This window comes from Pseudomonas sp. B21-023 (assembly GCF_024749165.1).
Taxonomy (GTDB): Bacteria; Pseudomonadota; Gammaproteobacteria; order Pseudomonadales; family Pseudomonadaceae; genus Aquipseudomonas.
In genome coordinates, this window is the sequence record NZ_CP087190.1 from 1,514,925 (window position 1) to 1,532,470 (window position 17,546).

At 64.5% G+C, this 17,546-nt stretch carries 16 protein-coding genes; 8 read left to right on the forward strand and 8 right to left on the reverse strand.

The genetic code is table 11. From position 1 onward, the window contains the following. Window positions 1–53: 53 nt before the first annotated feature. From LOY42_RS06900 to minC, 5 genes are all read right to left on the reverse strand, one after another. Window positions 54–1,343 carry a M18 family aminopeptidase gene (locus LOY42_RS06900; RefSeq protein WP_110701091.1) on the reverse strand — a complete coding sequence of 430 codons (1,290 nt, stop codon included), beginning with the start codon at window positions 1,341–1,343 and terminating at the stop codon, window positions 54–56. 109 nt (window positions 1,344–1,452) lie between these two features. Next, window positions 1,453–2,088, reverse strand: coding sequence for an RluA family pseudouridine synthase (locus tag LOY42_RS06905; protein ID WP_046854572.1), 636 nt, complete (start codon window positions 2,086–2,088; stop codon window positions 1,453–1,455). A gap of 154 nt (window positions 2,089–2,242) precedes the next feature. Then, window positions 2,243–2,497: a cell division topological specificity factor MinE gene (minE, locus tag LOY42_RS06910; RefSeq protein WP_023631120.1), complete on the reverse strand. Its 255-nt coding sequence runs from the start codon at window positions 2,495–2,497 to the stop codon at window positions 2,243–2,245. Window positions 2,498–2,500: 3 nt separating this feature from the next. After that, complete coding sequence (minD, locus tag LOY42_RS06915; protein WP_023631119.1) at window positions 2,501–3,313, reverse strand: septum site-determining protein MinD; 813 nt, start codon at window positions 3,311–3,313, stop codon at window positions 2,501–2,503. A 97-nt stretch (window positions 3,314–3,410) separates the two neighbouring features. Beyond that, window positions 3,411–4,172 (reverse strand): septum site-determining protein MinC, encoded by a 762-nt coding sequence (minC, locus tag LOY42_RS06920; protein WP_102685445.1) that lies wholly within the window; start codon window positions 4,170–4,172, stop codon window positions 3,411–3,413. A 100-nt stretch (window positions 4,173–4,272) separates the two neighbouring features. On the opposite strand from minC, the gene LOY42_RS06925 reads away from it, so the two are divergent. Together LOY42_RS06925 and LOY42_RS06930 are read left to right on the forward strand one after the other, a co-directional pair. Then, the gene (locus LOY42_RS06925; protein WP_139673488.1) at window positions 4,273–5,208 is read left to right on the forward strand and encodes a lipid A biosynthesis lauroyl acyltransferase; all 936 of its coding nucleotides are present in this window, start codon (window positions 4,273–4,275) and stop codon (window positions 5,206–5,208) included. Between the two features lie 60 nt (window positions 5,209–5,268). Continuing rightward, entirely contained in the window at window positions 5,269–6,411 is a 1,143-nt protein-coding gene (locus tag LOY42_RS06930) for a patatin-like phospholipase family protein (RefSeq protein WP_139673485.1), read from the forward strand. A gap of 118 nt (window positions 6,412–6,529) precedes the next feature. Here the strand turns inward: LOY42_RS06930 and LOY42_RS06935 are convergent, their stop codons facing one another. Continuing rightward, a complete protein-coding gene (locus tag LOY42_RS06935) occupies window positions 6,530–7,345 on the reverse strand; it encodes a VacJ family lipoprotein (RefSeq protein WP_102685448.1) in 816 nt (271 codons plus the stop codon). Beyond that, window positions 7,338–8,636: a serine/threonine protein kinase gene (locus tag LOY42_RS06940; RefSeq protein ID WP_102685449.1), complete on the reverse strand. Its 1,299-nt coding sequence runs from the start codon at window positions 8,634–8,636 to the stop codon at window positions 7,338–7,340. The genes LOY42_RS06935 and LOY42_RS06940 overlap by 8 nt, the downstream gene beginning before the upstream one ends. A 217-nt stretch (window positions 8,637–8,853) precedes the next feature. On the opposite strand from LOY42_RS06940, the gene LOY42_RS06945 reads away from it, so the two are divergent. Further along, window positions 8,854–9,207, forward strand: coding sequence for a hypothetical protein (locus LOY42_RS06945; RefSeq protein WP_102685450.1), 354 nt, complete (start codon window positions 8,854–8,856; stop codon window positions 9,205–9,207). A 115-nt stretch (window positions 9,208–9,322) separates the two neighbouring features. On the opposite strand, the gene LOY42_RS06950 is transcribed toward LOY42_RS06945, so the two are convergent. Continuing rightward, window positions 9,323–10,870 (reverse strand): beta (1-6) glucans synthase, encoded by a 1,548-nt coding sequence (locus LOY42_RS06950; protein WP_258600102.1) that lies wholly within the window; start codon window positions 10,868–10,870, stop codon window positions 9,323–9,325. A 222-nt stretch (window positions 10,871–11,092) separates the two neighbouring features. On the opposite strand from LOY42_RS06950, the gene LOY42_RS06955 reads away from it, so the two are divergent. From LOY42_RS06955 to LOY42_RS06975, 5 genes are all read left to right on the forward strand, one after another. Further along, window positions 11,093–11,953, forward strand: a complete 861-nt coding sequence (locus tag LOY42_RS06955) for a glycine betaine ABC transporter substrate-binding protein (RefSeq protein WP_031314875.1) — start codon at window positions 11,093–11,095, stop codon at window positions 11,951–11,953. A 268-nt stretch (window positions 11,954–12,221) separates the two neighbouring features. Next, window positions 12,222–12,533 (forward strand): DUF485 domain-containing protein, encoded by a 312-nt coding sequence (locus tag LOY42_RS06960; RefSeq protein ID WP_102684287.1) that lies wholly within the window; start codon window positions 12,222–12,224, stop codon window positions 12,531–12,533. Continuing rightward, the gene (locus tag LOY42_RS06965) at window positions 12,530–14,194 is read left to right on the forward strand and encodes a cation acetate symporter (RefSeq protein WP_102684288.1); all 1,665 of its coding nucleotides are present in this window, start codon (window positions 12,530–12,532) and stop codon (window positions 14,192–14,194) included. Before LOY42_RS06960 ends, LOY42_RS06965 begins: the two co-directional genes overlap by 4 nt. Before the next feature lie 199 nt (window positions 14,195–14,393). Next, entirely contained in the window at window positions 14,394–14,873 is a 480-nt protein-coding gene (locus tag LOY42_RS06970; RefSeq protein ID WP_139673479.1) for a CS1 type fimbrial major subunit, read from the forward strand. A gap of 86 nt (window positions 14,874–14,959) precedes the next feature. Beyond that, on the forward strand, window positions 14,960–17,467 hold the full coding sequence (locus tag LOY42_RS06975) for a CS1-pili formation C-terminal domain-containing protein (RefSeq protein ID WP_258600104.1): 2,508 nt from the start codon (window positions 14,960–14,962) through the stop codon (window positions 17,465–17,467). Window positions 17,468–17,546: the final 79 nt, after the last annotated feature.

Consider the following 17,546-nt stretch of genomic DNA (forward strand, 5'->3'; position numbering starts at 1 on the left):
GTCGCATCGGCGCACTGCCGCTCCCACGGGGTCGCGTGGGAGCGGGTTGGCCGTCAGGGCAGTTCGCGGCTGCGGTAGAAGGCGCCGAGCACCTTCACCAGGTGGGCCAGGTCATGGCTGCCGCACAGCTCGCGAATCGAGTGCATGGCAAAGGTCGGCAGGCCGATATCGACCGTGCGCACGCCCAGGTGGCTGGCGGTGATCGGGCCGATGGTCGAGCCGCAGCCCATGTCGCTGCGCACCACGAAGCTCTGCACCGGTACTTCCTCGGCCATGCACAGGTGGCGGAAGAACCCGGCGGTTTCGCTGTTGGTGGCGTAGCGCTGGTTGTTGTTGACCTTGATCACCGGGCCTGCGTTGAGCTTGGGGCCGTGGTTGCCGTCGTGCTTGTCGGCGTAGTTGGGGTGCACGCCGTGGGCATTGTCGGCCGAGACCATCAGCGAGCGCTGGATGGTGCGCACATAGTCGTCGCCATCGGGCAGCAGGCGTTGCAGGGTCTGTTCGAGCATCGGGCCGTCGGCGCCGCAGGCCGAGCAGGAGCCGACTTCCTCGTGGTCGTTGCACACCAGTACGCAGGTCTCGTCGCCTTCGGCGTTCAGCAGCGCCTGCAGGCCGGCGTAGCACGACAGCAGGTTGTCCAGGCGGGCGGCGGCGATGAAGTCGCCGTTCAGGCCGATCAACGCGGCGTCCTGGGTGTCGTAGAAGCTCAGCTCGTAATCCAGCACCACGTCGGCGTTGAGGTCATGCTCGCGGGCCAGCTGCTCGGTGAGCAGGGCGCGGAAGTCGATGCGCTCGTCGCCGGCGACCTGTGCCAGGATCGGTGGCAGCTCGGTCTGCGGGTTGATCTGCCAGCCTTCGTTGGCGGTGCGGTTGAGATGGATCGCCAGGTTGGGGATCACCGCGATCGGCAGCTTGAAATCGATCAGCTGGCTTTCCACCTTGCCGTCACGGCGGAAGGTGACCCGGCCGGCCAGCGACAGGTCGCGGTCGAACCAAGGGGCGAGCAGGGCGCCGCCATAGACTTCGACGCCCAGTTGCAGGAAGCCCTGGCGTTGCAGTTCGGGCTGCGGCTTGACCCGCAGGCATGGGCTGTCGGTGTGGGCGCCGACCATGCGGATACCGCCGATTAGCGGCGAATGCTTGCCGAGCTTGATGGCGATGATCGAGGAATCATTACGGGTCACGTAGTAGCGACCACCAGGCGTAGTGGCCCAGCTGTCGCGCTCGTCCAGGCGCTGGTAGCCGGCGGCCTCGAGGCGCTGCGCGAGGCTGGCGGTGGCGTGGAAGGGCGTCGGGGAGGCCTTGAGGAATTCGATCAGGCCGGCGTTCAGGGCATCGCGCATAAGTCACTCCAGACAGCAGTGGCGCGAGTTTAGCGTAAATGCTCGAAAAATTGTGTCAGCCCTATCGCGAAGCGTGGGAGCGGGCTTGCCCCGCGATCGGGTCTGTATCTCAGAACGGTGCCGGACACTCGAATTTCAGGCGTTCGCCAGACACCGGATGGGTAAAGCTCAGCATCGAGGCATGCAGGCACAGCCGCTCATGGGCCGCCAGCGCCTCGGGGTTGGCGTACAGCCGGTCGCCGAGCAGCGGGTGGCCGATCGACAGCATGTGCACGCGCAGCTGGTGCGAGCGCCCGGTGATCGGCGTCAGTTCGACCCGGCAGTGATCGCCGCAGCGCTCGACGATGCGCCAGAAGGTCAGGGCATGCTTGCCCTGCTCATGGTCGACCACGTGGCGCGGCTTGGTCGGTGGGTCGTAACGCAGGGGCAGGTCGATGCTGCCGCTGTCGAGCGCGGGCTGGCCCCAGCACAGCGCGGTATAGGCCTTTTCGGTCTCGCGGTCGTGGAACTGGCGTGACAGTTCGCGGTGGCTGTCGGCGTCGCGGGCGAGCAGGATGATCCCCGAGGTTTCCCAGTCCAGGCGGTGGACGATCAGGGCTTCCGGGTAGCCGTTTTCCTGCAGGCGGGTGATCAGGCAGTCCTTGTTGTCCTCGGCGCGGCCCGGCACCGACAGCAGCAGGGTCGGCTTGTTGATCACCAGGACGGCGGCGTCTTCGTGAAGGATCTGGATGTTCGACAGCGGCATTGCTAGGTCTCGGTGAAATGGCGGAAAGCACTGGGGCCGCCTTGCGGCCCATCGCCGGCAAGCCGGCTACCACAGGATCCCGCGTTGTCTGTGGGAGCCGGCTTGCCGGCGATGGGCTGCAAAGCAGCCCCAATGATTACACCCAGCTGCGCGATCAGCGATCAGGCAGGGTGATGTTCAGTTCCAGAATCGAGCAGCTGCCCTGGTTTTCCAGTTCGATCTGTACGTCGTCGTTGCCGATATTGACGTACTTGCGGATCACCTCGACCAGCTCCTTCTGCAAGGCAGGCAGGTAGTCCGGGGTGCTGCGCTGGCCACGCTCGTGCGCCACGATGATCTGTAGACGCTCTTTCGCTACCGACGCGCTGCTCTGTTTCTGTCTGCCACGAAAGAAGTCAAAAAGGTTCATGGTTTATTTGCCTCCAAACAGGCGCGCGAAGAATCCTTGCTTCGGCACTTCGATGAACCGCAGTGGCTTGGGCTTGCCCAGCAGGCGGTCGACGGTGTCGCTGTACGCCTGGCCGGCATCGCTCTGGTCATCGAGGATGACCGGGATACCCTGGTTGGAGGCCTTCAGCACGGCTTGGGATTCGGGGATGACACCCAGCAGTTCGACCGAAAGGATTTCCTTGACGTCCTCGACGCCAAGCATTTCGCCCTTTTCGACGCGCTCGGGGTGATAGCGGGTGATCAGCAGGTGTTCCTTGATCGGGTCTTCGCCCTGTTCCGCACGGCGCGACTTGCTCGACAGCAGGCCGATCATGCGGTCGGAGTCACGTACCGACGAAACCTCGGGGTTGGTCACGACGATGGCTTCGTCGGCGAAGTACATCGCCAGGTGCGCACCTTTCTCGATACCGGCCGGCGAGTCGCAGACCACGAAGTCGAACTGGTCCTTGAGCTCCATCAATACCTTTTCAACGCCTTCCTTGGTCAGCGCGTCCTTGTCGCGGGTCTGGCTGGCGGCCAGCACGAACAGGTTTTCCAGGCGCTTGTCCTTGATCAGGGCCTGCTGCAGGTTGGCCTCGCCGTTGACCACGTTGACGAAGTCGTACACCACGCGGCGTTCGCAGCCCATGATCAGGTCGAGGTTACGCAGGCCGACGTCGAAGTCGACGATGACCGTCTTGTGCCCGCGCAGTGCGAGGCCGGTACCGATGGCGGCGCTGGTGGTGGTCTTGCCCACACCCCCCTTGCCGGAAGTAACGACGAGAATCTTGGCCAAGGTGTTTCACCCCTAAATAATTCGGGACAGACGTCCCTGCAAATACAAAAAACGGCAACGGGAAAAAAGTTGCGCTAAAAATGCCGGCAAGTATCCGTTAAAGACGGGTTATGTTCAACACGTCGCCGGACAGGCTGACTTGTACGCCCGAACCCCATAGCGGGTCGCGGCGCAGGTCTTCGCACACTTTGTACTGGCCGGCGATGGAGACCATTTCCGCGGTCATCTGCAGGCAGAAGATGCGCGCCTTGGTATTGCCCTTGATGCCGGCCAGGGCACGGCCACGCATGGCGCCGTACACATGGATGTTGCCATCGGCGAGAAGTTCCGCGCCGGGGCTGACCGAGCCGGTCACCACCAGGTCGCCGCCCTGGGCGTAGATCTGCTGGCCGCCGCGCACCGTCGAGGTGATGATCCGCGTCGGGCGAACTTCCGGTTCGGCCGGCGCAGCTGGCGGCGCTGGCGCGGGCTCGGGCTTCTTCACCTCGGGCTCCGGCTCGAGCGGCCGTTCGCGGGCGCCGGACGGCGGCAGCACCGGCAGGTCGATGGCGATCGCGGCGGCGATGTCTTCGATGCGGCTGGCGCGGATCGCCAGGGTGCGCAGGCCATGGTGGCGGCACACGCGCATCAGCCCGGGCAGGTCAATGGCGCCTTCGTCATGGGGCAGCTTGTCCAGGGCCAGCACCAACGGCGTGTTGCTGAAGAAATTCGGCGCCTGCGCGACCTTCGCCGCCAGCTGGCGGTCGAGGGATTCGAGGTCGTTGCGCGCCAGTTCCAGCACGGTGATGGCAAGCATGCTGCCCTTGAGCTGGAACACGGGGGCGTTGTCGGGTGTCGGGTTGGGGCTCATGGTCTGCATAGACGGCTTGTTGCGAAAAAAGTGCCCTGACTTATAGCGATAAGACCGTTTGCCCGCAACCGATGTAGAATGCCGGGCTCATGTCTTGCCGGAAGCTTCAATGGAACGCCCGCGTTTTCGATCCTCTTTCCTTCACCCGCGATTCTGGGGGCTGTGGCTGGGCCTGGGCTTGCTGTGGCTGGTCGCCCAGCTGCCGTACCGGGCTTTGCTGGGGCTGGGGCGCGCCCTGGGCGCGGTGATGTACAGGCTGGCGGGTGAGCGCCGGCGTATTGCCGCGCGCAACCTGGAGCTGTGCTTCCCGGCGCTGTCCGGCGACGAACGGCAGCGCCTGCTCAAGGAAAACTTTGCCTCCACCGGCATCGCCTTCTTCGAGATGGCCATGAGCTGGTGGTGGCCAAAGGCCCGACTGGCGCGGCTGGCGCACATCGAAGGCATCGAGCACCTGCAGGCCGCCCAGCGTGAAGGAGAGGGGGCCATTCTCATGGCCGTGCACTTCACCACCCTGGAGATCGGCGCTGCCTTGCTTGGCCAGGTGCACACCATCGACGGCATGTACCGCGAACATGGCAACCCGGTGTTCGACTTCATCCAGCGCCGCGGCCGCGAGCGCCACAACGCCGACTCGCTGGCGGTGGAGCGCGACGACGTGCGCGGCATGCTCAAGCTGCTGCGCAAGGGGCGGGCGATCTGGTACGCGCCGGATCAGGACTACGGCCTCAAGCAAAGCATCTTCGTGCCGCTGTTCGGTATTCCTGCTGCCACCGTCACTGCCACCACCAAGTTCGCCCGGCTGGGCAAGGCGCGGGTGATTCCGTTCACCCAGAAGCGCCTGGAAGATGGCAGCGGCTATCGCCTGGTGGTGCATCCGCCGCTCGCGGACTTCCCCGGCGAAACCGAGGAGGCCGACTGCCTGCGCATCAACCAGTGGGTCGAGGGTGTGCTGCGCGAGTGCCCGGAGCAGTACCTGTGGGCGCATCGGCGCTTCAAATCGCGGCCTGAAGGCGAACCACGGCTGTACGACAAGAAAAAACGTTAGGGAGCGGGCTTGCCCCGCGACAGGGCCGGTACTGGCAACCACTGACTCCAGGAAGGATGCATGACCTCAACCACCGGCCTGATCCTCTCCGGTGGCGGTGCCCGCGCCGCCTACCAGGTCGGCGTGCTGGCCGGCATTGCCGAACTGCTGCCACCGGGCGCCGCCAATCCTTTTCCGGTGATCGTCGGCACCTCGGCCGGCGCGATCAACGCGGTCAAGCTGGCCAGCGGCGCCACCCGCTTCGCCGAGTCGGTGGAGCAACTCACGGCATTCTGGCAGAACTTTCGCAGCCACCTGGTGCTGCGCAGCGACTGGCCAGGCGTGATCCGCCAGGCCAGCCGCTTCGTTGGCCACAGCCTGCTGGGGCTCGGCGGCCAGGTGCCGGTGGCACTGCTCGACAGCCGCCCATTGCGCCGCCTGTTGCACGAGCATCTGGACCTGGGCGGCATCGCTCACTCACTGGCGGCCAATCAGTTGCGCGCCATCGCCGTGACCGCGTTCGGCTACGAGTCCGGCCAGGCGGTGACCTTCTACCAGGGCCGCGACACCATCGAACCCTGGTTGCGCCACCGCCGCATCGGCATGCCCACGCCGCTGACCATCGACCACCTGCTGGCCAGCTCGGCGATTCCTTTGCTGTTCGCACCGGTGCGCCTGGGCGAGGAGTACTACGGTGACGGCGCGGTGCGCCAGCCGGCGCCGATCAGCCCGGCGCTGCACCTGGGGGCCAGTCGCGTGCTGGTGGTCGGGGTCAGCGGCAACCCTCAGCGACCCTCGCCGCCCTTGCCGACCCAGCGCGTGTTCAGCGGCCAGCAACCGAGCCTGGCGCAGATCGGCGGACATATGCTCAACAGCACCTTCATCGACAGCCTCGAGGACGATATCGAGTTGCTGCAGCGGCTCAATCACCTCAGCCACCTGCTGCCGGCGCACCTGGACGCCCGGCGCCTGGGGCTGGCGCCGATCGAGGTACTGGTGGTGGCGCCCAGCCAGCCGCTGGACGAGATTGCCGCCCGTCATCGCCGCGAGCTGCCGGCGGCGCTTAGGCTGTTCCTGCGCGGCCCTGGGGCGACCAAGACCAGTGGGGCAGGGGTGTTGAGCTACCTGCTGTTCGAGGCGAGCTATTGCAGCGAACTGATCGAGTTGGGGCGCAATGACGCCTTGGCCAAGAAGCGGGAGCTGTGCCAGTTCCTGGGGATTTGAGGTTTCCTATACCGGCGCTCACAGCCACTGCATTGACCTCAAGGGATGCATTGTCTCTGTGGGAGCCGGCTTGTCGTGGCGACGAACCGCGGCGAAAGGGCCGCGCAGCGGCCCCTGTTCACTCGGCGATCTGCAACTTGCGCGCCTGGGTATACACGTATCTTAGCTTCTCGTACTCGAACGGCGAGTTGGTCTGCCCGTAACGGAAGTTTGTGGTGTAGCGCTTGTCCACTGCCCGCAGCACGGTGAGTTCCGGGTGGTCGCTGGCGGTGTCGGGCACGTTCAGGTAGTTGATTTCCTTCTCCCCTACATAGTCCACCACCAGCCCGGTGGTGTCGCGCAGGTTCGACGGCCCGAGGATCGGCAGCATCAGGTATGGTCCGTCCGGCACCCCGTAGAAGCCCAGTGTCTGGCCGAAGTCCTCGCTCTGCCGAGGCAGGCCCATCTTGGTCGCCGGGTCCCATAGGCCACCGACACCGATGATGGTGTTGAACATCAGCCGCGCGGTGATTTCCGCTGAACGCTTGGGCTTGAGCTGCAGCACGCTGTTGAACAGATTGGGCACGTCGCCCAGGTTGTTGAAGAAGTTGCTCACCCCGGTGCGCACGAGGCCGGGTGTGACGTAGCGATAGCCGTCGACCACCGGCAGGAACACCCACTGGTCGAAGCGGTAGTTGAAGTGGTAGATGCGCCGGTTCAGCGACTCCAGCGGGTCGTAGATGTTCAGCGCGGCCAGGGTCGAGCGTTCAAACTCGCGCTGGTCCAGGCCGGGGTTGAACTTGAGCTCGCGCAGTGGATCGACGAAGCCGTCGGCCTCCACGGTGAGGGTTTCGGTCTTGTCGGCCTCCACCACGCTGGCACGCGGCGCGACTTCCTCGGCCAGGGCGCAGCCGCTGGCGAGCAGGGCGGTGACGAGCAGCAGTCTGTTAACCACGGAAGAACTCCAGCATGGCGTCGCTGTTGACGCGGTAGTTGAGGTTGCCGCAATGGCCGCCATGGGGGTAGAGCGTCAGGCGTTCGCCGAACACCCGGCGCAGGAAGCCGATGTCGCCGGGGCCGAGGATCACGTCGTCGGCGTTGTGCATCACGGCGATCTTCGGGTTGTCGCGCAGATAGTCCTCCAGCGCGTACAGGCTCACCTGGTCGACCAGTTGCAGCAGGCTGTTGCCGTCGGTGCGCGCACGCCACATGGGGATCACCTGCTCGGTCAGGTAGCAGTCGAAGTCGCATTGCAGGGCGCGTTTGAAGAAGGGCTCCAGGCTGCTGCCCTCGGTGATCGGAAACTTCGGCGGAATGATCAGCCCACGACGGTTGATCAGGTCGGAGGTGAAGGCGATGTCGGCGGCCGAGAAGCGGAACGAGGTGCCGATGAGCATGGCCATCTGCTCGTTGGACAGGTGCTGGCGCGACTTCTGGAAGTCGTAGAGCAACGCATCGTTGAGGTCGATGTAGCCTTTGTCCTGGAAGTAGCGGGTGAGCTTTTCCAGCATCAGTTCATAGAAGGTGGTGCTGCGGTCGATGCCCTTGACCCGGGTCTGTACCAGCTTGTCCAGGTTGGTGATCGAGGTGTACAGGTTGACTGGCGGGTTGAGCAGCAGCACACGCTTGAACTTGAAGCTCTGGCGGGTTTCGTCGAGCTTGCTGACGAACGCCGCGTCCAGCGCACCCAGGCTGTAGCCTGTCAGGTAATACTCGCTCACCGGCAGGCGTGCCTGTTGGGCGCGTACCGCCTGCATGACCCGGTACAAGTCCTTGGCGTCCTCGCTCGACACCCCGGGGGTGGCGAAGCGCGAGGCGGCGCTCATGAAGTCCCAGCTGGTGGGCGAGGACAGTTGCACGACGTGGTACCCAGCCTGGTAGAACAGCTTCTTCAGGTATTCGTTGATGCTGCTGGAGTACGGCGCGCCGGTGCCGGCGATCAGGAAGATCAGCGGCGCTTCGTGGTCTTGCTTGGCCAGGCGGTAACGCAGTTTCTTCACCGACCAGAAGTTGTCGGGCAGGGTGAACTCGCGTTCCGGGCGCAGGGTGAGGCTGTAGTCGGCCTGGTCGATGTCATCGTCGCTGGGCAGCGTCGGGCGCTGTTCCGGCGGCGTGGTGGCGATGGTCGCCTCGAACGGGTTGGTCAACGGGTAACCGTAGCTCGCGGCATCAATATCCCGCGCCGAGGCGGCCGCCGCCATGAGCAGGCCACCTAGCAGGGCGGCGAGACGCAAAGATCGAAGCATGAAGTCCCCCAGGGAAAACGCAAGGTCGTGCATTACGCAGGCTAGGACCACGACAGGCTGGACAAAGTTGCCCGTCGCCCTGTCGTTCGTCGCACCAGATGTTGCCGCGCCAGCCAACGTTTGTCTTGTGCAACATAGCTGCGGGGCCATGATTTTGCCTTTCAGCGCCCCTGTGAGGGATCATGCAGCGTTTCCATTACCGCTGTTGGAGAACCGGATGTCTCGTACCTGGCCACTCTTTGTCCTGCTGGTGGGCCTGCTCCTGTGGCTGGCGGCCAGCTATGGCGTGCGTTATGGGTTGATGGAGGATGCCCGTTGGGTCGGGTTGTGCAGTGCGCCAGGGGACATCTGGCAATGCCAGGCGCGATCGTTGCTCGGGCTGGGAATTCATTTCCAGGTCATGGCCTGGGGGGCATTGGGCCTGGCGCTGGTCTGTCAGTTGTTGCCGGGGCGGGGCGGCTGGTGGCTGGCGGTGCTGGCGTTGGCGCTCGGGGTTCCGGCGCTGGTGCTGTATACCGCGAGCATCGCGGTGTTTGCGTTGGTCCTGGCGGGGTTGCGGCTGGTACGGTAAATGCGCAGCCGTTGGGCGGCCCATCGCCGGCAAGCCGGCTCCCACAAGGTCTGATGCGCTTTTCTGTGGGAGTCGGCTTGCCGGCGAATCGAGGACGAAGTCCTCGCGCTCGGTCTCACGCCGGGCGCAACCTCAGGCTGCGCCACAACGCCCCGACCATCAATACGCTGACCACCGCCCAGCCCCACGCCTGCGGGTTCTGCAGCCCTTCGCGGAACAACTGCGGCGCCACCCCGACACCCACGATGAAGGCCAGCAACGCCACCTCCGCTCGCCGCGCCGGTACCGGTCGCAACAGATAGACCACTGCCGGCAGCAGCAGCGCAGCGCTGGGGAAGCTGCGATAGCGCGGGTCGAACACCATCGCCAGCATGCTCACCGCTGCCGCGAACCCTGCCGCCAGCAACCCTGTGCCCGCGTGCTTCTCGAACCAGGCGAACAGCCGCTGACGCCAGCCGTCACGGCGGGCCAGCGCCAGCGCGCCGTGGGCCAGCACCAGTAGGTTCAGGCCGACCAGGGCAAACGTCCACAGCCATTCGCCGGCAAAGCGGGCATTGGTGCGCATCAGCTCACCCCACAGCCCCAGGCAGCCAGCGCCCAGGGCCGCGAGCAACGGCAACAGCAGAGCGGCGCGCTGGTCGGCCGGGCGCCCGGCCAGGGCCAGGGCCGCCAGCATCAGGATCACGCTGGCCAGCAACCATTGTGGCCAGAGTGCCAGGTTGCTCACCGGACCTTCGAGCACACCCTTGTCCTGACGGTCGGCGTCGTACAGTCCCCAGTAGCCGCCCACGGCGCCTTCGCTGGCGCGCTTCCACGGCTGGTCGAAGGCTTCGATCAGGTTGTAGCGCCAGCCGTTGGCTTCAGCCAGGGCAACGAAGCCGCGGATGAAGCGTGCTTCGTTGACCCGGCTCGGCTCGGCGGTTTCGCGCTGGCGGCCCTCGCTGGGCCAGCCGGTTTCGCCGATCAGGATGTCCTTGGGCGCAAAGCGGTTGCCGAACACCTGGCGCACCTCGGCGACATGGGCCAGCGCCGCATCGATGCCGCGAGGGTCGTCTTCCCAGTAGGGCAGCAGGTGGATGGTCAGGAAATCCACCGCCGGTGCAATCTGCGGATGCTGCAGCCAGAACTCCCAGACATCGGCGTAGGTCACTGGCACGCTGACCTGGCTTTTGACCTTGGCGATCAGGCCGGCCAGGCGCTCGCCGGTGACTTCCTTGCGCAGCAACGCCTCGTTGCCGACGATCACCGCGCTGACCACGTCGGGGTTGGCGTTGGCCGCGGCGATCAGCAGCTCGACTTCCTTGTCGGTGTCCACAGGGTTGGCGTTGACCCAGGCGCCGAGCATCACCTTCAGCCCGTGCTTGCGCGCCAGCGCCGGGATCGCCTCGAGACCCGTCATCGAATAGGTGCGGATGCACTGGAAACGCTCGCTGAGCAACGCCAGGTCGGCGTCCATGCGCGCCGGGCGCAGCCGGAACGGCTGGTCGAAGGGAGACTGGTCCTTGTCGAACGGGGTGTACGAGGCGCACTGCAGCTTGTGCGCAGGGCTGGCGGCGTCGGGCAGGTGCACCGCCTTGCCCAGCCCATACCAGAGGGCTGTCAGACATAGGAAGGCGAGCAGGCTGGCGAGCAGGTAGATCGTGCGCAACATCGGGCGGTCCATCGTCGTATTCGGGAACTGGGGCCGCACAGCAGCCCCGAAGGCCAGTGATAGTAGCCCGGCGCCAAGCGTTTGGCATGCAAGGATCGCGCAGACCGCCATGCTCGCATGGCGCTAATGGCACAGTGCTGTCGCTGATCGCTCGCTGAAGGTCGCTGACAGAGCAGGTCGCAGGTGCCGGCAAGTCGATGATGCAATCTCCAAGACCTGACGAGGGATGCTTTGATGGCGACTATTACAAGAATGCGACGTTTCCTGGGCGTGGGCACCGCCCTGGTTTTGGCCATGAGTACTGCGCAGGCGATGGCCAAGGAAGTCAGCATCGGTTACGTGGATGGCTGGTCCGACAGCGTCGCCACCACCAACGTGGCCGCCGAAGTGATCAGGCAGAAACTCGGCTATGACGTGAAGCTGCAGGCCGTGGCCACCGGCATCATGTGGCAGGGCGTGGCCACCGGCAAGCTCGACGCCATGCTCTCGGCCTGGCTGCCGGTGACCCATGGCGAGTACTGGACCAAGAACAAGGACAACGTGGTCGACTACGGCCCCAACTTCAAGGACGCCAAGATCGGCCTGATCGTCCCTGAATACGTCAAGGCCAACAGTATCGAAGATCTCAAGACCGATCAGAGCTTCAAGCAGAAGATCGTCGGTATCGATGCCGGCTCCGGGGTCATGCTCAAGACCGATCAGGCGATCAAGGACTATGGCTTGACCGGTTACAAGCTGACCGCCAGTTCCGGCGCGGCGATGACCGCGGAACTGGGCCGCTCCTACGCCAAGCAACAGTCGATCGCCGTGACCGGCTGGGTGCCGCACTGGATGTTCGCCAAATGGAAGCTGAAGTTCCTCGAGGATCCGAAAGGCGTGTATGGCGCTGCCGAGACCGTCAACAGCATCGGCAGCAAGGAACTGGCGAGCAAGGCCCCGGAAGTGGCCGAGTTCCTCAAGAAGTTCCAGTGGCAGTCCAAGGATGAGATCGGCGAGGTGATGCTGGCGATCCAGGAAGGCGCCAAGCCGGAGGCTGCGGCCAAGGACTGGGTGGCCAAGCATCCGGAGCGGGTCAAGGAGTGGACGGGCAAGTGATGGCCTGAAATTGGGCTGCTGTGCAGCCCTTTCGCCGCGGTTCGTCGCCACGACAAGCCGGCTCCCACAGGTGCGGCGCAGATCCTTTGTGGGAGCTGGCTTGTCGTGGCGACGAGCCGCAGCGATTGGACCGCGCAGTGGCCCCAAGGGTTGTTACCAAATCTGCAAAACACCGTTGCATCTAAGACTAAGGTCGTCTGGTTGGCGTCCAGCGGCAGCATAAAGTGGAGTCGGGTTCTCCCTAATCTGTGCTGCTAGGACAAAAACAATGAACGACAGCATTTACCAATCGATACAGAACAGTCCGCGCTTCAAGGAACTGGTCACCAAGCGCGAGCGTTTCGCCTGGATCCTCTCGGCGATCATGCTCGGCCTCTACTGCGCCTTCATCCTCCTCATCGCCTATGGCCCGCACCTGCTCGGCGCCAAGCTCAGCGCCGGCTCGTCGATCACCTGGGGCATCCCCCTGGGAGTCGGCCTGATTCTCTCGGCATTCGTGCTCACCGCGCTCTATGTGCGCCGCGCCAACGGCGAATTCGACGAGTTGAACAAGGCGATCCTCGAGGAGGCCAAGCAATGATCCGACACGCCAAAACCCTGGCCGTCCTGGCCTGCGGTGCCTTCGCACCCGCCGTGTGGGCCGCCGATGCCCTGACCGGCGAGGTGCAGAAACAACCGCTGAACGTTGCTGCCATCGCCATGTTCGTGGCCTTTGTCGCCTTCACCCTGGGTATCACCTACTGGGCCTCCAAGCGCAACAAGTCGGCGGCCGACTACTATGCCGCCGGCGGCAAGATCACCGGTTTCCAGAACGGCCTGGCGATCGCCGGTGACTACATGTCGGCAGCCTCGTTCCTGGGAATTTCCGCGCTGGTGTTCACCTCCGGCTACGATGGCCTGATCTACTCCATCGGTTTCCTGGTCGGCTGGCCGATCATTCTCTTCCTGATTGCCGAACGCCTGCGCAACCTGGGCAAGTACACTTTCGCCGACGTGGCCTCGTATCGCCTTGGGCAGAAGGAAATCCGCACCCTGTCGGCTTCCGGTTCGCTGGTGGTGGTGGCGTTCTACCTGATCGCGCAGATGGTCGGGGCCGGCAAGCTCATCGAGCTGCTGTTCGGCCTGGACTACCATGTGGCGGTGATCCTTGTCGGCATCCTGATGTGCCTGTACGTACTGTTCGGCGGCATGCTCGCCACCACCTGGGTACAGATCATCAAGGCGGTGCTGCTGCTGTCCGGTGCCAGCTTCATGGCACTGATGGTGATGAAGCATGTCGGCTTCGACTTCAACACCCTGTTCTCCGAGGCGATCAAGGTGCACGCCAAGGGCGAGGCGATCATGAGCCCGGGCGGCCTGGTCAAGGACCCGATCTCGGCCTTCTCGCTGGGCCTGGCGCTGATGTTCGGCACCGCCGGCTTGCCGCACATCCTGATGCGCTTCTTCACCGTCAGCGACGCCAAGGAAGCCCGCAAGTCGGTGCTCTACGCCACCGGTTTCATCGGTTACTTCTACATCCTTACCTTCATCATCGGCTTCGGCGCGATCCTGCTGGTCAGCACCAACCCCGACTTCAAGGATGCCGCTGGCGCCCTGATCGGCGGCAACAACATGGCGGCAGTACACCTGGCCGACGCGGTGGGTGGCAGCGTGTTCCTCGGCTTCATCTCGGCAGTGGCCTTCGCCACCATCCTCGCGGTGGTCGCGGGCCTGACCCTGGCCGGTGCCTCGGCGGTGTCCCATGACCTGTACGCCAGCGTCTGGCGCAAGGGCAAGGCCAACGACAAGGACGAGATCCGCGTGTCGAAGATCACCACCATCGCCCTGGGCGTGCTGGCGATCGGCCTGGGGATCCTGTTTGAGAAGCAGAACATCGCCTTCATGGTTGGCCTGGCCTTCTCCATCGCCGCCAGCTGCAACTTCCCGGTGCTGCTGCTTTCGATGTACTGGAAGAAACTGACCACCCGCGGCGCCATGATCGGTGGCTGGATGGGCCTGGTCAGTGCGGTGGGCCTGATGATCCTCGGCCCGACCATCTGGGTGCAGATCCTCGGTCATGAGAAAGCCATCTACCCGTACGAGTACCCGGCACTGTTCTCGATGATCATCGCCTTCGCCGGCATCTGGTTCTTCTCGGTCACCGACAAGTCCAAGGCCGCCGAGAACGAACGTGCGCTGTTCTTCCCGCAGTTCGTCCGCTCGCAGACGGGCCTTGGGGCCAGTGGCGCGGTATCGCACTGATACCTTGAGCTGAACACACAATGCCCCGGCCCATGCCGGGGCATTGTGCTTCCAGAGTTGTCGCATTATTTGCCGCTAGGAAATTTCTTAGGCTCGCTCGGAACGGTCTTAGTCATCGCCGCGACGTGTTCACCAATACTTCTCCTCACCCGCTGGCCATGCGCCGGCAGGCATTGACCACTTCAAGGAGATCAGATTCGTGAAACGTACGTTACTTGCCCTTCCCCTGGCCATGTTCTTCGCGGGCTCCGCTTTTGCATTGGACCCGATCGAGAAGCAGGTCCAGGTGACCGCCCAGGTGCCGACCGACGCTTTCTTCGTCGAACCGGTGGGCGGCAACTGGATGAACGACCCGCAGGAAATGGCCTGGAACTCGTATCAGGCCAAGCTCGATCCGATCCGCAAGGAATTGCAGGTCAAGAGCACTGTGGGCCCGATCACCGCCTATCTGGTTTCGCCGGCGGTCATCGCCAGTGGCAGCGAAAACATCGGCCTCGACGTCAAGGTCGGCGACACCGTGTTGCAGACCACGCCAGCCGAAGTCGTCAGTGCCACCCAGGCGGCACCGGGCGCGATCATCGGCTTCGAGGTGGCGGCCCAGCCCGCGCCGGCCACCGGTTATGTGCCTGGCAACTACCAGGGTCTGGTGAGCATGATCTTCGAAACCGCCGCACCCTGAGCCCTCCCTCTTCGTTCATCCGTTGTTGCCTGCCCTGACCCTCGGCTGCCGAGGGGTGGGTGGGTATTGCCTGCAAGCGACGCCTCATGACCAATCATTCCACCTTGGCGGCCATGGGCCGCTGGTTGCCGCTGCTGGCCTGGCTGGCCGTTCATTCGCCCGCCGGCCAGGCAGCCGGTACTGCCCTGAGCGCCGTCGAGGGCCTGCCGCGTGAGTTCGAAGCGCATTTTTTCGATGTGCCGCTGGCGGTCCGGGTCGACCTCGATGGGCGCTACCTCGGTGATGCCATGGTGGTGCTCAGCCGCGATCAACGCGTGCAACTGCTGGAGTTCACCGATACCCTCGACAGCCGTGAACCGGAAAGCCTGCGCCGCCGCTGGCGCGAGCGCCTGATTGACGGCCGCCCTTTGGGTGACTGCCGCGCCGATTGCCCCGACGGCCTGCGCGCGATGCACTACAGCCTGGTGAACTCGCAGCTGTCGCTCTTGACCGACCAGGCCGAGATCGCCGAGGTCAATGAGCGTTTTCATCGTCAGCCGGAGCAGGGCAGCTATGGGCTGTTGCTGCGCAACCAGCTCAACCTGGTCAATGACGGCGATGCCACCAGTGGTCGTTATGCCTTGCAGGGCCAGGGCAGCGTGGGCAACTGGACGACCTTGGCCGACGGCCAGCTCGACCGGGGCAGCGACAGTCGCCCGGGCACGCGCCACCGGGTCGACCAGTTGTATGCCGAGCGCCTGGTGGAAAACCAGTTCTATCGGTTGGGCTACTTCACCCCCAGCGCCCAGGGGTTGACCCGCCAGCCCCGGCTGATGGGCAGCACGGCCGATACCACCCTCGGCTTGATGCTGGGCAGCAGCGACAGCCTGGCCATCGACACTGGCGCTCCTAGTGCCACGCCGATCTACGTTACTCCCAATCGTCCCGCCGTCGCCGAGGTCTACCGCAACGGCGTGCTGATCAACAGCCAACCGGTGCAGCCTGGATTGCAGCCCCTCGATACCAAGGTCCTGCCCGGGGGCATCTACGAAGTCGAGGTACGCCTGATCGAAGACGGCCAGGAGACCTCGCGCAGTCAGGAGTTCATCTACAAACCCAGCAACTGGCGCAGCACCGACGCGCCCTGGCGCTACAACCTTTACCTGGGGCGCCAGAGCACGTTGCTGAGCAACTGGGAGCATGACACCGACGACAGCCTCGCCGCTGGCGTGCTGGCCAACTACATGCTGCATCCACGGGCAATCCTGGGTTTGTCGGCGCAGCGTGTCGATGACGCCATGCAGTACGGCACCTCGCTGGACTGGGACCTGCGTGAACGTTTCAAGCTGTACGCCAACCTGTTCCAGACCCAAGGCCAGGGCAACGGCTACGACTTCCAGCTTATCCATGCCTACGACAGTGGCTCGCTGGTTGCCAGCCACAGCCGAACCTGGCTGGCGCGTCCCGACTGGAGCCGCTTTGACGATGAACCGTCGCGATCATTCCAGGCGCGCCAGACACAATCGTCGCTGTCGTTGAGCCACCGTCTCGACCCACGCAACACCGCCAGCGTGCGGCTTGCGCATGCTGAAGGCGCCAATGCTGGCACTGGCCTCGACCTGGGTTGGTCGTACTACGGTCGTCTGTTGGGCTCGGACGCCAACTGGCGACTGTCGCTGTTCGATCGTCCAGGTACGGCGGCCACGGGCGACTCCCGCAGCCGAGGGGTCAACCTGAGCCTGAGCATGAGCCTGGGGAGCGGCAGCGGCCGGCGTGTATCCGCCAGTGTCGGCAGCCGGACCTCGCGAGATGGTGGGCGCGACCTCAACGCCTCGCTGGCCTACCAGCAGGATGTCGACATCGGCCCGCTGCGCAGTGTGGGCGCCACGGTCAGCGCGGATCGCTATGGCGCAGGGCTGGGCGGTAACACGCAGTTCGAGAACCCGTTGCTGCACGGTGATGCCTATGTCCAGCGCTCGTCGTACAACGGCGACTTCAGTGGTGGCATCAACCTGGAAAGCCTGATCGCCGTGGGCGCGGGCAGGGCAGCGGTGAGTGGCCAGTACCTGCCTCACCAGGCGGGACTCATCGTCGATGTGGACACTGACATCGACGGCCTCAAGCTACGCGCCGACGACCGTCACGGCAGTACCGCCAGCTTGCACCCAGGGCGCAATGTGATCCCGGTGGCAGCCTATAAGGCAGGGCATGTGCAGTTCGACTTCGAGGGTAGCGCGGCCACCGCCGCGGTGATCCAGCCTTCGAGTCTGGACTATCACCTCAACCGCGGCGGCATCGAATACCGGCAACTCCGGGTGTTGCGCACGGTGACGGTGCTGGGGCGGCTGCTTGATGAACAGGGGCGGCCGCTGCGCGGTGCCCAGGTGATCAACCATGCCAGTCGCAGTGTCAGCGAGGCCGATGGTTTCTTCGCGGTCGAAATGAGCGAATCGACCCCTACACTGGAGATCCGTCAGAAGGGGCAGCCGGTGTGCCTGCTCAGCCTGGACATCAACACCCTGGAGCGCGAGGACGACGTGCTGCTGGCCGGCGACCAGCGCTGTGCACCTGGCGTGGCGCAGGCCGCAGCGGTTGCACGCAACGGGCAGGGTTAACCCGGCCGGCAAGGCACCGTTCGGTCGATAGCGCTGCTCAGAGCAAAGGCCTACTGCGGTTTAGGACGTTTCTGGGTGC

What these genes read in the sequence shown, in the direction of transcription:
- LOY42_RS06955 (WP_031314875.1), top strand. Translation starts at nt 11,093, where the DNA reads ATGGCGACTATTACAAGAATGCGACGTTTCCTGGGCGTGGGCACCGCC.
- LOY42_RS06900 (WP_110701091.1), bottom strand. Translation starts at nt 1,343, where the DNA reads ATGCGCGATGCCCTGAACGCCGGCCTGATCGAATTCCTCAAGGCCTCC.
- LOY42_RS06940 (WP_102685449.1), bottom strand. Translation starts at nt 8,636, where the DNA reads ATGCTTCGATCTTTGCGTCTCGCCGCCCTGCTAGGTGGCCTGCTCATG.
- LOY42_RS06965 (WP_102684288.1), top strand. Translation starts at nt 12,530, where the DNA reads ATGATCCGACACGCCAAAACCCTGGCCGTCCTGGCCTGCGGTGCCTTC.
- LOY42_RS06945 (WP_102685450.1), top strand. Translation starts at nt 8,854, where the DNA reads ATGTCTCGTACCTGGCCACTCTTTGTCCTGCTGGTGGGCCTGCTCCTG.
- LOY42_RS06930 (WP_139673485.1), top strand. Translation starts at nt 5,269, where the DNA reads ATGACCTCAACCACCGGCCTGATCCTCTCCGGTGGCGGTGCCCGCGCC.
- LOY42_RS06905 (WP_046854572.1), bottom strand. Translation starts at nt 2,088, where the DNA reads ATGCCGCTGTCGAACATCCAGATCCTTCACGAAGACGCCGCCGTCCTG.
- LOY42_RS06975 (WP_258600104.1), top strand. Translation starts at nt 14,960, where the DNA reads ATGACCAATCATTCCACCTTGGCGGCCATGGGCCGCTGGTTGCCGCTG.
- LOY42_RS06950 (WP_258600102.1), bottom strand. Translation starts at nt 10,870, where the DNA reads ATGGACCGCCCGATGTTGCGCACGATCTACCTGCTCGCCAGCCTGCTC.
- LOY42_RS06960 (WP_102684287.1), top strand. Translation starts at nt 12,222, where the DNA reads ATGAACGACAGCATTTACCAATCGATACAGAACAGTCCGCGCTTCAAG.
- LOY42_RS06925 (WP_139673488.1), top strand. Translation starts at nt 4,273, where the DNA reads ATGGAACGCCCGCGTTTTCGATCCTCTTTCCTTCACCCGCGATTCTGG.
- minC (WP_102685445.1), bottom strand. Translation starts at nt 4,172, where the DNA reads ATGCAGACCATGAGCCCCAACCCGACACCCGACAACGCCCCCGTGTTC.
- minE (WP_023631120.1), bottom strand. Translation starts at nt 2,497, where the DNA reads ATGAACCTTTTTGACTTCTTTCGTGGCAGACAGAAACAGAGCAGCGCG.